Annotated in this window: 10 protein-coding genes and 1 pseudogene; 7 read left to right on the forward strand and 4 right to left on the reverse strand. The window is 71.9% G+C overall.

The features are described 5' to 3' along the window. Positions 1 to 109 precede the first annotated feature (109 nt). From ACIA5C_RS07765 to ACIA5C_RS07790, 6 genes and pseudogenes are all read left to right on the forward strand, one after another. A complete protein-coding gene (locus ACIA5C_RS07765) occupies positions 110 to 1,240 on the forward strand; it encodes an NAD(P)/FAD-dependent oxidoreductase (protein ID WP_396052390.1) in 1,131 nt (376 codons plus the stop codon). Further along, the gene (locus ACIA5C_RS07770) at positions 1,237 to 2,139 is read left to right on the forward strand and encodes an RNA polymerase sigma-70 factor (RefSeq protein WP_396052391.1); all 903 of its coding nucleotides are present in this window, start codon (positions 1,237 to 1,239) and stop codon (positions 2,137 to 2,139) included. The genes ACIA5C_RS07765 and ACIA5C_RS07770 overlap by 4 nt, the downstream gene beginning before the upstream one ends. Before the next feature lie 17 nt (positions 2,140 to 2,156). Then, positions 2,157 to 2,372 (forward strand): annotated as a pseudogene (locus ACIA5C_RS07775) (NUDIX domain-containing protein); the annotation flags it as partial. Positions 2,373 to 2,732: 360 nt separating this feature from the next. Continuing rightward, positions 2,733 to 4,472 carry a hypothetical protein gene (locus tag ACIA5C_RS07780; protein WP_396052393.1) on the forward strand — a complete coding sequence of 580 codons (1,740 nt, stop codon included), beginning with the start codon at positions 2,733 to 2,735 and terminating at the stop codon, positions 4,470 to 4,472. Then, the gene (locus ACIA5C_RS07785; protein ID WP_396052394.1) at positions 4,465 to 5,112 is read left to right on the forward strand and encodes a hypothetical protein; all 648 of its coding nucleotides are present in this window, start codon (positions 4,465 to 4,467) and stop codon (positions 5,110 to 5,112) included. Before ACIA5C_RS07780 ends, ACIA5C_RS07785 begins: the two co-directional genes overlap by 8 nt. Continuing rightward, the gene (locus ACIA5C_RS07790) at positions 5,109 to 8,255 is read left to right on the forward strand and encodes an ATP-binding protein (RefSeq protein WP_396052395.1); all 3,147 of its coding nucleotides are present in this window, start codon (positions 5,109 to 5,111) and stop codon (positions 8,253 to 8,255) included. Before ACIA5C_RS07785 ends, ACIA5C_RS07790 begins: the two co-directional genes overlap by 4 nt. Here the strand turns inward: ACIA5C_RS07790 and ACIA5C_RS07795 are convergent. From ACIA5C_RS07795 to ACIA5C_RS07810, 4 genes are all read right to left on the reverse strand, one after another. Further along, on the reverse strand, positions 8,252 to 9,454 hold the full coding sequence (locus ACIA5C_RS07795) for a hypothetical protein (protein WP_396052397.1): 1,203 nt from the start codon (positions 9,452 to 9,454) through the stop codon (positions 8,252 to 8,254). The genes ACIA5C_RS07790 and ACIA5C_RS07795 overlap by 4 nt on opposite strands. A gap of 90 nt (positions 9,455 to 9,544) precedes the next feature. Next, positions 9,545 to 10,231, reverse strand: a complete 687-nt coding sequence (locus ACIA5C_RS07800; protein WP_396052398.1) for an NUDIX hydrolase — start codon at positions 10,229 to 10,231, stop codon at positions 9,545 to 9,547. Positions 10,232 to 10,267: 36 nt separating this feature from the next. Continuing rightward, entirely contained in the window at positions 10,268 to 10,981 is a 714-nt protein-coding gene (locus tag ACIA5C_RS07805) for a hypothetical protein (RefSeq protein WP_396052400.1), read from the reverse strand. 24 nt (positions 10,982 to 11,005) lie between these two features. Then, positions 11,006 to 11,563 carry a hypothetical protein gene (locus ACIA5C_RS07810; RefSeq protein WP_396052402.1) on the reverse strand — a complete coding sequence of 186 codons (558 nt, stop codon included), beginning with the start codon at positions 11,561 to 11,563 and terminating at the stop codon, positions 11,006 to 11,008. 150 nt (positions 11,564 to 11,713) lie between these two features. On the opposite strand from ACIA5C_RS07810, the gene ACIA5C_RS07815 reads away from it, so the two are divergent. Beyond that, a complete protein-coding gene (locus tag ACIA5C_RS07815; protein ID WP_396052403.1) occupies positions 11,714 to 14,653 on the forward strand; it encodes a BTAD domain-containing putative transcriptional regulator in 2,940 nt (979 codons plus the stop codon). Positions 14,654 to 14,826: the final 173 nt, after the last annotated feature.

The raw sequence follows: 14,826 nt of genomic DNA on the forward strand, positions 1-14,826 counted from the left end.
CCCGGGGCCGGCAAAGGTACCTTGTGACGCCCGTCACTCGGCCTCACGGTCCTTGCGGCGGCTGCCGTCCCGTGCATGTCCGACGATCGACCGAAGGGATTGACCGACAATGCACAGGATCGTCATTCTGGGCGCCGGCTATGCCGGCATGGCCGCGGCGATGAGTCTCGCCGGCCGGGTGCGTCGCCGCGACGACGTGCGGATCACACTGGTCAACGCGTCGCCCCGGTTCACCGAGCGCCTCCGACTGCATCAGGTCGCCGCCGGTGGGCAGCTCGCCGACCTGCGGCTGCCGGACCTGCTGCGCAGGACCGGCATCGCCCTGGAGATCGGGTGGGTCACGGCCGTCGACGCTTCCGCTCATTGCGTACGCGTGGACGACGCCCGCGTCCTCGAATACGACACCCTGGTCTACGCGCTGGGCGGGGTGGCCGACGTGTCCACCCCGGGTGCGGCTGACCACGCGTACGTCCTGGACAGTGACCGTGACGCCCAGCTGTTGTCCGCCGGTGTCCGTGCGGGCGGCGCGGTCGTGGTGTGCGGCAACGGCCTGACCGGGGTCGAGGTCGCGGCCGAGATCGCCGCCCGGTCCGCCGCCGGCGTCACCCTTCTCGGCCGCGCGGAGCCCGGCGCCGAGATCGGGCCGCGCGCCCGTTCCTACCTGCAGGGGGCGCTGCGCAGGCTGGGCGTCTCGTCCCGCGGCGACGTCTCGATCACCAAGGTGCTGCCGGACGGGGTCGAGCTGGGAACCGGCGAGGTGGTGCCGGCCGACGTGGTGGTCTGGACGGCCGGCGTACGGGTCTCGCCGCTGGCCGCGTCCGCGGGCCTGACCACCGACTCCCGCGGGCGCATCCTCACCGACGGGTTCCTGCGTTCGGTGTCGCACCCCGATGTCTACGCGGTCGGCGACGCGGCGGCGATCCGCCAGGACTACGGGATCATGCACGGCACCTGCCAGAGCGGCATGCCGACCGGTGTCGCGGCGGCCCGGTCGATCGCCCGCTCGCTCGCCGGCCGCCCACCGAAGGCGTTCCGGTTCGGCTACGTGCACACCCCGGTCAGCCTGGGCCGCCGGGACGCGGTCATCCAGTTCACCCGGCGCGACCACACCCCGGGCCGGTTCGTCCTCACCGGGCGGCCCGCGACCTGGTACAAGGAGACGGTGAGTTCTTCGCCCTGGGCGTCCTTCGGCCGGCTGTTCGGCACGCCCGCGGTCGGTGTGCTGGGCTGGCGCCGATGACCGCGTTCGACGATCACCGCCCGCTGCTGTTCACGGTCGCCTACCGCATTCTCGGCAGCGCGGCCGACGCCGAGGACGCGGTGCAGGACACCTGGCTGAAGTGGTCGTCGGCCGACCGGTCGGAGGTCGCCGACCCGCGGGCGTACCTCGCGCGCATCGTCACCAACGTGGCCCTGGACCGGCTCCGGTCGGCCCGCGCCCGCCGCGAGACGTACGTGGGCCCGTGGCTTCCCGAGCCGATCCTGACGTCGTCGTCCGGCGACGACGTGGCCGCCGCCGAGTCGGTGTCGGTCGCCCTGATGGTGCTGCTCGAGTCGCTGAGCCCGCTGGAACGGGCGGTGTTCGTGCTCAAGGAGGCGTTCGCCTTCAGCTACGCCGAGATCGCGTCGGCGGTCGACCGCTCCGAGGACTCCGTGCGGCAGGCGGCCCACCGGGCCCGCGGGCACGTACAGGCCCGGCGGCCGCGCTTCCACCGGTCGCGGGCCCAGCAGGAGGCGGTGACCACGCGGTTTCTCGCCGCGGCGGCCGGCGGCGACATCAACGAGCTGATGGAGATGCTCGCCCCCGACGTGACATTGTGGACCGACGGCGGCGGCAAGGTCCGCGCCGCCCGCAAACCGATCGCCGGTGCCGCACGGGTCGCCGCCTGGATGGCCGGGGTCTCGAGCCGCCCGTACGAGGGTGTGCTGCTGTCGGAGATGGCCGCCGAACTGGTCGAGATCAACGGAGCGCCGGGCATCGTCTTCCGGGGCGCGGGCCGGGTGATCGGCACGCTGACCCTGGTGCTGGACGCGTCGGGCCGCGTCGCGACCATCCACAACGTCGCCAACCCCGACAAGCTCACCGACATCACCCGCCGGTCGGTGCATCCCCTCTCCCAGCCGCAGGAGCTTCCTTGATCGACAAGATCGCCTGAATCCATCTGGCCGGCGGTGCCGTGCTCAGCACCCGCTCGCGGGGTAAGGACGCCTACTACCTCCCGGGCGGGGAGCGAGAGCCGGGCGAGACCGACATCGAGACCCTGGTGCGGGCGATCCGCGAGGAGCTCGGCGTCACGATCCGGCCGTCGTCGGCGCGGCATCTGGGGACGTTCGAGGCGCAGGCCCACGGCCACGCGTCCGGCGTCACGGTAGGAAAACGGTAGAAACGGCTGGCAAGGTCGGCCGATTGCGCTTCACCCATTTGCGGAAAATGAATTCCGAATCGGTGGAGTGACTGCTGGTGATCTTTGGCCGGACTGCTGTAGCCTTCGGTCCATCGTCGGAATGAATCAAAGGGACAGTTCATTTGTTGGATGGTCCCCAATGGACTCTTCCTGCGGTTTTTCGGAGCTTGAGGGCAGGCGATGGCGGATCCGGACGATTTCTCGGCGTCGTTTGACCGGCTACGTGTCGATTCGGCGCTTCCCCGGGAATTAGGCATTCACAGTGCTATTTCCGCGGGCGGTGACGATGACCTGCCGACCTATGTCAAACGCAGTTTCGATTTTCAGTTGCGGGCGGTGCTGTCGGGGAAATTGCCGGATCGCGGGAGTTTCGTCGTGCTGGTCGGCGGGTCGTCCGCGGGCAAGACGCGATCGCTCTACGAGGCCGTCTACGAACTGGTGCCGGACTGGTGGCTGGTGCAGCCGTCGGAGGCGTCCGACCTGTTGCGGGTGCGCAACGCGCCGCCCCGGACGACGGTCTTCTGGCTCGACGAACTGCAGCAATATCTGGGTGCCCGGCCGGCACTGACGTTCGAGTGCGTCCGTTTGCTGCTGCGGCACGGCAACCTGGTCGTCGGCACGCTCTGGCCGGATCAGTACGCGAAGTGGACGGCCGGGCGCGACGACGTCCACCGGCTGATGCGCAGCGCCGACGCGATCTCGGTCGCGGAGTCACTCGATATACGCGAATTGTCGGAAGCGCGCGAGGTCGCGCTGCGGGACACCCGGATCGAGGACGCGTTGCGGCCGCGCGACGTCGGCATGACCCAGGTGCTCGCCGGTGGGCCGCGGCTGGTGATGAGCTGGGACCAGCCGGTCAACGCGTACGCCAAGGCGATGATCACCGCCGCCGCCGACGCGCATCGGCTCGGGGTGCAGTCGCCGCTGAGCGCGGAGCTGCTCGCCGAGGCGATGTTCGGCTACCTGAAACCCCACGAGCGGGTCCAGTCGGCCGAGCACTGGCTCGCGGCCGCGGTGCCGAACGTCGCCGATCCCCAGCACGACGGGGTGTCGCCGCTCTACCCGGTCGACAACGGCCGGGCGGGCACGCTCGCCGGCTACACGATCGCCGACTACCTGGCCCAGCACGTGCGGCGTGAGCGGCGCAGCGAGCCGGTCCCGCACGAGGCGTGGCAGGCCCTCGTGAGCCTCCTGCCCCGGGCCGACGACCTGCGGCGGGTGGCGGCGAGTGCGATCGCCCGCCTGCGTTTCCGGTACGCCGAGGGCGCGCTGACCAGGCTCGCCGAGGAGTTCGCGGACGACAAGGCGGCCGTCGAGCTGGCCGATCTGCTGGTCCGGCAGGACCGCTTCGACCATGCCATCGCCGTCCTCCGGGGCCGCCTGGACGCCGACCCGCCCGACCTGGTGGTCACCAGGAGGCACCTGAGGATTTCCGAACTCCGGCGGCACGTCGACGAGCTGCGGCCGCCGGCCGGTCCTCGCCCGCGCGGCATACCTCGCGAGGTCGCCGGGATCCTGTTCGACGGCGGCCTGAGCGGCGGGCTACGCCGGGATGCCGCCGGTGGCAGCGCGATCGCCGCCGAACGGCTGGTCGAGGTGCTGGCCGACCGCGGCTCGGTGGGGGAGTTGCGCGACCTGGCCGACGGCGGAGACCCGCGGGCGGCCGAGGCGCTCGCCGACCTCTACGCGGCGTGGGGCGACGTGCCGGCGCTGCACGAGCGGGCCGACGCCGGGGACGAGGCGGCCCGGCTACGGCTGTCCAAGCTTCAGCGCGCTCGGTCGCACCGGCCCGACGCGAGATACCAGATCGAGCAGTTGCGGGCCGAGGTCGACGAGGGACGCAGCGAGGCGGCGCTGCAGTTGTGCGCCCTGCTGTTCGAACTCCGCGACGAACCCGGCCTGCGGGCCGAACTGGACGCGGGCACTCCCGGCGCGGCCGAACGACTGATCGCCCTCTTCACCGCCCAGGAACACCGGTCACTGATCGCGCTCCGGGCGTACGGCCTCGAGGCGGACGGCCGGATCGTCGCCCCGGAAAACATCTCGAAAGGATCCTTCGATGGCTGAGCTGTCCTCGGTCGACTACGCGTTCCTGGCCGTCCTGAAGGCTGAGGACCGCGAGATCTCCAACAACCAGCTCAACGAGATCTACGGGTTCCGGCTGGTCGGCAAGTCGCTGAAACGGCTGCTCGACGCCGAGTTCGTCGTCACCGACAAGAAGAGGTCGCCCTACTGGCATCAGCTCAGCAGGAAGGGGGAGAAGGAACTCGCCACGCCGTGGGGGCTGGACGACGATCACGTCGACAAGGGCGAGGGGCGCACGGCCCGCGACCGGCAGCTGTGGGCCGGCCTGGTCGCGCTGCAGAACGTGCTCGCCGCTCGTCCCGGCGCCGCGGTCCCCCCGGCGGATCACGCCATCCCGGCGGCCGCTGCCGGGGTGCCCCGCGATCTCGACCGCCGCATCCGGGACGCGTACGGAGAACTGGCCTCCACCCCCGGGACGTGGGTCGATCTCACCGCCCTGCGCAGGCACCTGGCCGATGTTCCGAAGGCCGATCTCGACCGGGCGCTCAAGGCACTGCTGCGCGACGACAACGTGCGGCTGGAGCCGGAACCGTTCGGGCATCGCGTCGGCGACGCGGAGCGCGAGGCGGCCGTGCACATCGGCGGTGAGGACCGGCACAAGCTGGCGATCGGCTCGCGATGACCGAACAGGAGCGCACCGCCCTGGCCGCCCTCCGGCTCAGTTCGGTACAGGCACCGGACGACGTGTGGCGCCGCTCGCCGTTTCATGTCGAAGGGCTGCACGACGCGGTGGCCCAGGACGTCCGCGACGGCATCGCCCGGGCCGAGGAGAGTCCCGACGCCAATCAGGAGGGACTTGTTCTCGAAGGACGGCAGGGCGCCGGGAAGACACACCTGCTCGGGTGGGTTCGCGAGCAGGTGCAGGACCGGGGTGGCTACTTCTTCCTGATCGGGTTGCTCGACGGCCGCCAGTTCTGGGACGGGCTGCTGGTCTTCGTGCTGGAAGGCCTGGCCCGCGAGGTGGCGCCCGGCGAGACCCAGCTGCGGCTCCTGCTGCGGCGGCTGGCGTCGCGGGTCGGCGCTCCCCGGGCGGACCGGCGGGCGGTGATCGGGGAGACCGACCTCACCCCGGACGCGCTCAAGACCTTCATCCGCGGGCTGTCGGACTACGACTCCTACGTCGGGCTCGAGTGCCGGGACACGTTGCGCGCGCTCGCCCTCCGTGCCTCGGACGACTATGAGCTTCAGGACATTGCCGACGATTTCTTCGCCGGGGGTGAGGAGTCGCCGGAGGTGCGGGAGAAGTGGGGCATCCGGCACCGGTCCCGGAAGGCTCAGGACATCGTGCACCAGATCTCCCTGCTGCTCGCGCTGACCGGTCCGTCGGTGATCGCGTTCGACCAGATCGACACCGCGGTCGCGCAGTCGGCGATCGAGGAGGACCTGGCGAAGGTGGCGGGCAGCGAAGCCGACGTGCGGGCGGCGGCCGTGAACGCCGGGATCGCGCACGGCCTGAGCGACCTTCGAGACAGGACCCGCCGTACTTTGATTGTCGTGGCCACGCTGGCGAGCACCTGGCAACTGATCGAGCAGAAGGCGCCGGCGTCGTTCGCGCCCCGGTTCCGGCGCCGCGTGGTCCTTCAGGGAATCCGGCATCCGCGCATCGCCCGGGAGCTCATCGAGAAGCGGTTCGCACCCCGTTTCGAGGCGGTTCACTTCCGGCCGGACTATCCGACCTGGCCGATCCGGGAGGAGGTCTTCGAGGAAGCGCTGGACTACACCCCGCGACGACTGCTCGAGGAGATCGACCGGTACATCCGCTCCTGCCTGGTCAGACGGGAGGTGCGAGAGCTGTCGAGTCTCAGCGACGTGCCGCCGGAGGACACGGCGGCCAAGGCATCGGCAGCCCTGGTACCCGAGGCGCCGGAGGATGAACTGCAGCGGATCGAGGCGCGCTTCGAGGAACTGCGGCGAGACGCGGACGTGACGTCCCCGCTGGAGCACGACACCGAGGACAGCACGTTCCCGGCCCTGCTCGCGGCCGGCCTGCAGGCCTGGATCGTCGAGCGCGGCGAGCGCGGGACCCGGTTCAGCATCGACCCGCCGCCCAGCTCCAAGCCGGCCCTGCACGCCCGCCTGCGCCGCGAGCTCGACGAGCGCTCCGAACAGGAGCGGGAACGTTCGTCCGACCAGTCCCGCGCCGAGGACCAGATGCACTGGTCGTTCCGGGCGATCAGCGACACGCACCACGGGGTGGCCGCCCTGAGCCGGCTCCGTCGCGCCCGGACAGCGGCCGGCCTGGCGGCGGACGTCACCAAGCGGAAGCTCTTCCTGCTGCGCAACGGTGACTGGAGCCAGTCGGCGAAGACGCAGGACGAGGTTCAGAGGCTCAAGCAGGACGGTGGCGTGACTCTGACCGTCGAAGAGGCCGATCTGCGCGTGCTCACCGCACTGCACGAGTTGCGCAACGAGAACCTGGCGCACCTGCACGCCTGGCTGGTGCGCTACCGCCCGGCCGAGCAGATCACCCTGTTCAAGGAGGCCCTGGCCGACGCCGACGCATGGCCCGGCGTGCCGCCGAAGCCGGAAGCGCCGCCGGAGGCCGAGGGCGGCTTCATGATCGGTTCCGACCAGCCGGCCCGGCTGAAGCTGGAGTCGCTGAGTAAGCATGTGGCCATCTTCGCGGCGTCGGGCTCGGGCAAGACGGTGCTGCTGCGCCGGCTGGTCGAGGAGTGCGCGCTGCTCGGGGTGTCGGCGATCGTGCTCGACCCCAACAACGACCTCGCCCGGCTCAGCGACCCGTGGCCGGATCCGCCCGGTGGCTGGTGGCCGGGAGATGCCGGGCGGGCCGACCGCTTCCACGCCGGGACCGAGGTGGTCACCTGGACGCCGCGGCGCGACTCCGGGCGGCCGCTGAGCTTCCGCCCCTTGCCCGACTTCGCCGCCGCGCTCGAGGATCCGGATGATTTCACGGCGGCCGTCGAGGTGGCGGTGACCGCCCTCGCCCCGCGGGCGCAACTGGTGGGCCGGACCCGCGCCGCCCATCTCGGAACGGCCGTGCTCCGGGAGGCGGTGGTGCATTTCGGCCGGCACGGTGGGCGTGACCTGCGGGGGCTGGTCGACCTTCTCGCCGATCTGCCGGACGGCCTGAGCACGATCGACAGCGCCGAGAAGATCGGTGCCGGTCTGGCCCAGACGCTGGCCGCGTCGATGGTGAACGACCCGATGTTCGGTGGTGGGGGGACGCCGGCCGATCCCGGCACGCTGCTGACGCCCTCGCCGGGGAAGCGCGCCCGCATCTCGGTGATCAGTTTCATCGGGATGCCCGGCGACGATGCGCGGCAAGGCTTCGTCAACCAGCTGCAGATGGACCTGTTCGCCTGGATCAAGCGGCACCCGGCCCGCGAACGGCCGCTGCTCGGGCTGCTCGTGATGGACGAGGCACAGACGCTCGCACCTTCGGGCGCGATGACCGCCTGCACGCAGAGCACGCTGGCGCTGGCCTCCCAGGCCCGTAAGTACGGTCTCGGGCTGGTCTTCGCCACGCAGGCGCCGAAGAATCTGCACAACCGCATCCCCGGCAACGCCGCCACGCACTTCTTCGGCCGGTTGAGCGTGCCCGTCCAGATCGAAGCGGCCCGCGAGATGGCCAAGGTCAAGGGCGGCGACGTGCCCGACATCGGCAACCTGACCGTGGGGGAGTTCTACGTCGCTCTGGAGGGCGAGCCGCCGTACAAGACCCACACCCCGATGTCGCTCAGCTATCACCCGCGCGCCCCGCTCACCGACGAGGAGGTCATGCGCCGGGCGCGCTCGCGCCCCTAGAGGTGCGGCCGGAGCCTCTCCGCCAGGTCGGAGAGGCCGATCTCGTCGAGCGCCTCCGGCAGGTCGGCCAGCCGCCGCTGCTGTTCCAGCCACCGCCAGAGGTCGTGCGATTCGTCACCGGCCCGGAACCGCCGCGTCTCGTGGGCGGGCACGCCGAGAAGCCCGGCCACGTCCGGCCAGCGGTATCGGAGCTGGAGCGTGAACTCGTGCCGCACCGGGCCAGGAACGGGCATGGCCGGAGGTGGCGGTTTCAGCAGCCGTTGGAGAAGCTCGAAGAGCACTTCGGCGGATGCCCTGGCGGCGAACGCCTTGAACCGGTCGTCCTTGCCGGGGTCCGCGTGGTCCATGACGCCCTTGGCGACCAGCCAGTGCCGAATCTGCTGGTCGCGCGCGACCGTGGCGATGGTCGCGGCCTCCATGTCGACGGCCAGGGTGTCGCGCTTGCGGACCTCGAGCTCGGCCCAGATCCGGGAGTTGGCCCGGACGGAGCTTCCGCTGGCCATCGCGCCGGGCCGGACGACGAACGGCATCCGGTCCGGCCCGTCGACATCGATGTAGAGGACCTGCTCAATGTGTGTGCGGCCGGGCTCGGTCAGGACGAACTGGCCGTCCTGCCACTGGACGAAGCCGCTGGCTCTCAGCCGTTCGAGCCGGGTTTCCCAAGTGGCGCGCGGAAAATAGCGGTCCTGGGACGGGTGATTCCGGGGGTTCTGCTTTTTGAGGAGCCTCTCCAGGTACCAGAGTTCGGCCTCCTCCTCGGTGGCGACGCCATGGCTGCGCAGGCCGGACGGTTCGAATTCCTGTACCGCGCGAACCCATCGGTCTTCCAGCTCGAACGCCTGGTGATCGGCGCGGAACTGCCGGGCCGTCTGCTTGCCCTCGTCCCACTCGTAGGCCGAGGTGGCGACTACCACGTCGCCCGGCGCGGTGGCACCGGGCTTGCCCGCACAGACACCACACATCGCCAGGCAGGCCGGTCGGAGCCGATGGGCCAGGATCGTGGTGATCGGGCTGGTGTTGCGCCCACCCATCCGGGTCGGGCGGGCCAGCGCCACCGCCAACGTCCCGTACCGGGCGGTGGAATAGGGCGCGGGCTCGTCCTCGTCGTGGTCGGCCCACGACGACAGCCCGCCCAACGCCCGGGCCGCGTCGTACTCCTCCTTGATCGCCGTGACGACGAGGACGTCAACGCTGTGCACGGAGCTCCTTCGGTCGGCGGAACCGCCCGCCGGCCCGCCAGCCGACGGGCGGCGGTGCGAGTCTCGCCGGTGGTTCTTCCGGTTTTCTTCCTATGACGCCCGCAGGAGTGGCGGGTTGAGGGCCTGCTCGCCGCCCGGCCGGTAGAGGGCGGCCGGCCGCCCCACCTCGGGGATGCGGCGTTCGCCGGTCGGTTCGACGAAGCCCGGCGTGTTGAGGACCTTGCGGTTGAAGTTGCGCGGGTCGAGCTTGTGGCCCCAGACCACCTCGTACACGTTGCGCAGGTCGCCGATGGTGAACGACGGCCCGCAGAACGTCGTGGCCAGCGTGGTGAACTCGAGTCTGGTGCGGGCGCGCTCGACCGCCTCGTCGAGGATCTGGTCGTGGTCGAAGGAGAGCGTGCCGCGCACCTTCTCGACCGGGGTCCAGGCGGCGCTGCGCGCGTCCGACCCGGCGGTCGGCAGCGGCAGGTCCGGCATGATGGTGAGGAAGGCGATGCTGACCACCCGGCCGCGCGGATCGCGGCCCGGTGCGCCGTACGCCCGGAGCTGTTCCAGATGCAGCCGCGTCCCGTCGAGCCCGGTCTCCTCGGCCAGTTCCCGGACCGCCGCGTCCTCGATGTCCTCGTCGCCGCGCAGGAAGCCGCCGGGCAGCGCCGGTCTGCCGCGGAACGGCTCGTTGGCCCGCGTGATCACGAGTGCCTGCAGGGCGTCCTCGCGAACGGTGAGGATGGCCAGGTCGACGGCGAGCCGCAGGTACGTGTGCTCCCGGCTGATCATTGCCCGAGCGTACTGAAAATGTCTTTTTGACACAAACTAGCGGGGTTTCCCGGCCGCCCAGATCTGGTCGAGTTCGGCGAGGAAGTGCTGGTACCAGGTGTGATCGCGGCCGGCGTGCAGGGTCAGCGCGGCCTCGGTGCCGGCCGGCGTGTGCGAATAGATGTCCACGTGAAGCCGGCCGCCGGGGCGGTGGCGGTCGACCGCGAGGATGCCGAACGCCGGCACGAAGTCGAGCAGCCGCACCTCGATCCGGCCGGGCATCCGGTCGAGCAGGTCGAGGGTCGGGCGCAACCGGTTGGCGAAGACGTCGGCCGCGCCCGGGTTGCTGCTGCGCCGAGCCGCCTCCGCCAGCACCTCGCCGTGCGGGTCGATGACGGCGATCCGGACCGTACCGCCCCGGCGCAGGCACTGCCCGAGGGCCGCGGCGTGGTTGCGGACCGTCCGGTTGAGGGTCACGCCGACGATGTCGATCTCGGTCGCGTGACTCAGGTCGGCCTCGGCGCCGGAGGCCGACGGGTGCAGCAGGCGATCGGCGGGCGGCCGGTCGACGAGGTGCCGGCGGGTGAGTTCGAGCAGGCCGCGCATCTGCAGGCGGGAGTGGAGCGACCCGGCGGCGAGCGCGGCCAGGGTGGCGAGGGTGGCTCCGGAGAGGAGCGGGCCGCCGGCCAGGCCGAGCATGCCGAGCACGCCGACGGCGAGTGCGACGGCGAGGGTGGCTACCAGGTCGAAGGACTGCCAGATGCGCGCCACGGTCGTCCTTCCTCAGGGCGGTGACTATCCGTGGATTCGACGATACCAGGAGTTAGTGTCAGAGTGACAAGAAATATCCTGGCCGCGTAGCAGCAGGCGGCGGGCGACGTGCGTGCGCACCTGGGCCGGAGGCAGCCAGAGAATGCCGCCGGGGGAGCAGACCGGCAGCAGCGGCGCGCCGGCATCCGAGGGGTGCACCACGACCACGGCGCCGACGACGAGTCGGCGCACCAGGCGGCGCAGCAGGCGCACCGACCCGACCAGCGGCTGCACCGACTGGCCGATGTACGTGCCGTCGCAGAGCACCGAGCCCTCCGCGGTGACCGAGTAGGAGCCCGACGGCCAGGCGACCGACTCGACGAGAAGCAGGCGGGCGGTGGTGCTGACCGCGAAACCGATCCGCGGGGCGCCCTGCGCCACCCGGACCCCCGCGTACAGGCGTACCCCGGGGTGATCGGCAACCGCGTTCAGCAGCGCTCCGGTGCGGTCGGCCGCCTCGCGCACGCTCATGCCGATCGGGCGTAGCGAGCGGCCCTCCTCGTCGGTCAGGCTGTCCAAAGTGCCGCGCAGGCGATGGGCCATGGCGCTCTCCCTCACGGTGGATCGACGGGTCACCGCGATTGGCCCACAGTGAACTACCGGATTACTTCCCATCGGCGATATACCCGTCGAGGTACTGGTTTCCGGCTACCTCAGCTCCTACCGTGGCGGCTCACGGGAGAGGGACGGCCCATGATCTACGGCATTCTCGGCGATCTCGAGGTTCGCGACTCCGGCGGCGAGCCGGTCGAGCTTCCGCCCCGGCGCGCCCGCGCGGTGCTGGCCACGCTGCTGCTGCGGGCCAACCGCGCGCTCTCCGCCGACGATCTGATCGCCGCCGCGTGGGGTGACCGCGACATCGACCCGGCCCAGCTGTACAAGGCCGTCGCCGCCCTGCGCAAGGTCTTCACCGCCGCCGGGCGCCCGGGCGCGCTCCGGACCCTCAACCGCTACGGCTACGAACTGCGGGTCGACGAGGACGACCTCGACATGTTGCGGTTCCGTGGCCTGCTGCGGCGGGCCGACGAGCGGCGCGGCACCTTCCCGGCCGAGGCCGCGCTCCTGCGGGAGGCCCTCGCGCAGTGGCGCACCAGCCGGCCGCTGTCCAACATGCACCTCGAGACGCTGACCGGCGAGATCGAGGCGCTGCGCCGGCAGCGCAAGCGGGCGGCGACCCGGCTGTTCGAGACCCAGCTCGACCACGGCGCCTACGCCGAGGTCGTCGAGGAGCTGGCCGCCTTCGCCGCCGAGTACCCCCAGGACGCGAAGCTGTGCCGGTTGCTGATGACCGCACTGCACCGCGACGGCCGCGCGGAAGAGATCCTTCCGGCGATCGAGAGGTACGAGGACGCGGCGATCAGTCCCGACAAGAGTCTGCGGCGCCTGGCGTACACGATGGTGAGCGCAAGCGGCGCACCCGGCCCGGCCCCCTTGGTGCCGCGGCAGTTGCCGCCGCCCCCGCCCTATTTCGTCGGGCGCGACGGCCTGCTCGCCGAGGTGCTGTGGCTGCTGCGGGAACCGCGGCTGCCGGTGCTGGCGATCTCCGGCCCGGGCGGCATGGGCAAGACCGCCCTGGCCCTGCGCGCGGCGCACGACTCGCTGGTGTCCTACCCGGACGGCCAGCTGTGGGCGGATCTGCGCGGGACCGAGGAGCAACCGGCCGATCCGGCCGAGGTCCTCGGCGAGTTCCTGCGCGCGCTCGGTGTGCCGTCGGTGCCGGAGACGCACAGCGAGCGGGCCACGCTCTACCGGTCCACCATGGCCGGCCGCCGGATGCTCGTGCTGCTCGACGACGCGGCCGACGGCGCCCAGATCCGCGATCTGCTACCGGGCGGCGGCCGCAGCGTCGTCCTGATCACCGGGCGCCGGCGGATGCCCGACATCGGCGCGCCGACGCACCACGTGGCACCGCTCGGCGCGTTCGACGACGAGACCGCGGGCGAGCTGTTCCACCGCATCGTCGCCGACGCGCACGTCGACCTGGCGGGGGAGGAGGACGCGATCGGGGCGGTCGTCCGGCTCTGCGCCGGCCTCCCGCTCGCCGTGCGCATGGCGGCCTTCCTCCGGGTCGAGGCATTCCATCGATCGACGGGAGAGCTGCTGCGGCAGCTCACGGTGCAGGGTCCGACCGCTTTCGCGTACGGGGCGGAGAGTCTCGCCCGCACGTTGGGTGCCGGGCTGATACCGCTCGACGACCGGGCCCGCCGGCTGTTCGTCGGTCTCGGCCGGCTCGCGCTGCCCACCTTCGCCGAATGGACCGCGGCGGCGGTGCTCGGCGAGCCCGGGCCGGCGGCCGGTGACGCGCTGGCCCAGCTGGCCGCGGTCGGCATGGCCGACCCCGTCGCCGGGGTGGCCCGCTACCGCTTCCACGACCTGACCCGGGAGTACGCCCGGGGCCTGGCGGCGACGTCGCCGGAGTGGGCCCACGACCTCGCCGACGCCCCGGTGCGGGCCGGCCGCGCGCTGCTCACGCTGGCCCGGCGGGCGCACACCGCCCTGTACGGCGGGGACTTCGACGTCGCGCACAGCGACCTGGCCGACGTGGAGGTGCCGGCGCTCGAACTGGCCTCGGCCAGCTCCGAACCGCGGGTGTGGTTCCAGCGCGAACGGGCCAACATCCGGGCCGCGGTCGAACAGGCGGCCGCGCTCGGGCAGGCCGCACTCTGCTGGGACCTGGCCGTCTCGGCCCACGAGTTCTACGCGATCGGGTCCTACTTCGACGACTGGCGGGCCACCCACGAGATCGCGCTCGAGGCCTGCCGGGCGGCCGGCGACCGGCGCGGCGAGGGCGTCGTGCTGACCATGCTGGGCATGCCGCCGCTGGTCGCCAGCGGGAGCGCCGGAGTGTCCGGGGTGCCCGAGCTGTCGCGGGCGGTGCGACTGCTGTCGGAGACCGGCGAGCGGCACGTGCTGGCGGTGGCCCAGCGGACGCTGGCCAACGCGTTGCGGCGCAACGGCGAGCTGGCGCGGCCGCTCGAGCTGTTCACCGAGGCGCTGGCCCACTACCAGGAGAGCGGCGACCTGGTCGGCAGCCAGCAGGCGCTGCGCTTCATCGGGCAGTCGCACCTCGACCTCGGCGACCCCGCCTCGGCGGTCGCCGTGCTGCGCGAGGCCGAGCGGATGGCCCGGCAGACGGCGTCGGCCCGGGTGGTCGCGCCGGCGCTCTACTGGCTCGGCCAGGCCCGGCTCGCGCAGGGCGACCTGGACGCGGCCGCGGCGGCATTCGACGAGGTGCTCGCGCTGTCGCCGCCGTCGAGCGGGGTGGCGCACGCCTATGCGTTGCACGGGCTGGGCGATCTGGCCCTGGCGCAAGGGGACGTCGCCGAGGCGGAGACGCTGCTGTCGGACGCCGCGGTGTTCGCGCGCGAGGGTTCGGACGCCGGTCTCGAGGCGCGGGTCGCCCTGTCCCGGGCGGCCGCCCTCGCCCTGTCCGGCCGCGACGCCGACCGGGTGGACCTCCTGCGGGGCGGTTCCTACGGCGGTTCGGCCAAGCTGGCGATCCGCGTGCAGGCCGAGCTGGCCGACGCGTACGCCCGCCTCGGCGACGCGGAAGCGGCGCGCGAGGCCCGCGAACGGGCGATCGATCTGTACGACCGGGGAAACGTGCCGCCGGCGGACCGGCTGGCCCTTTAATGTCCGCTTGACACGAACTCCCGACGGGGGTTAGTGTCACTCCGACAGTAAGGTTCGTGCCCCGACCGAGGCGTACGACCGGAAGGTACGCGGACCCGCTGTCGATCGCGCGCATCGGCACCCGTGGGGAGACCGGCCAACCTCCCGCCATCGCGTGTGCCTCCACCAACCAA

This window comes from Actinoplanes sp. NPDC051343 (assembly GCF_044455125.1).
Classification (GTDB): Bacteria; Actinomycetota; Actinomycetes; order Mycobacteriales; family Micromonosporaceae; genus Actinoplanes.

Excerpts from the sequence above, each read along its gene's own strand:
- ACIA5C_RS07790 (WP_396052395.1), top strand. The coding sequence starts at position 5,109 with ATGACCGAACAGGAGCGCACCGCCCTGGCCGCCCTCCGGCTCAGTTCG.
- ACIA5C_RS07810 (WP_396052402.1), bottom strand. The coding sequence starts at position 11,563 with ATGGCCCATCGCCTGCGCGGCACTTTGGACAGCCTGACCGACGAGGAG.
- ACIA5C_RS07800 (WP_396052398.1), bottom strand. The coding sequence starts at position 10,231 with ATGATCAGCCGGGAGCACACGTACCTGCGGCTCGCCGTCGACCTGGCC.
- ACIA5C_RS07785 (WP_396052394.1), top strand. The coding sequence starts at position 4,465 with ATGGCTGAGCTGTCCTCGGTCGACTACGCGTTCCTGGCCGTCCTGAAG.
- ACIA5C_RS07765 (WP_396052390.1), top strand. The coding sequence starts at position 110 with ATGCACAGGATCGTCATTCTGGGCGCCGGCTATGCCGGCATGGCCGCG.
- ACIA5C_RS07815 (WP_396052403.1), top strand. The coding sequence starts at position 11,714 with ATGATCTACGGCATTCTCGGCGATCTCGAGGTTCGCGACTCCGGCGGC.
- ACIA5C_RS07770 (WP_396052391.1), top strand. The coding sequence starts at position 1,237 with ATGACCGCGTTCGACGATCACCGCCCGCTGCTGTTCACGGTCGCCTAC.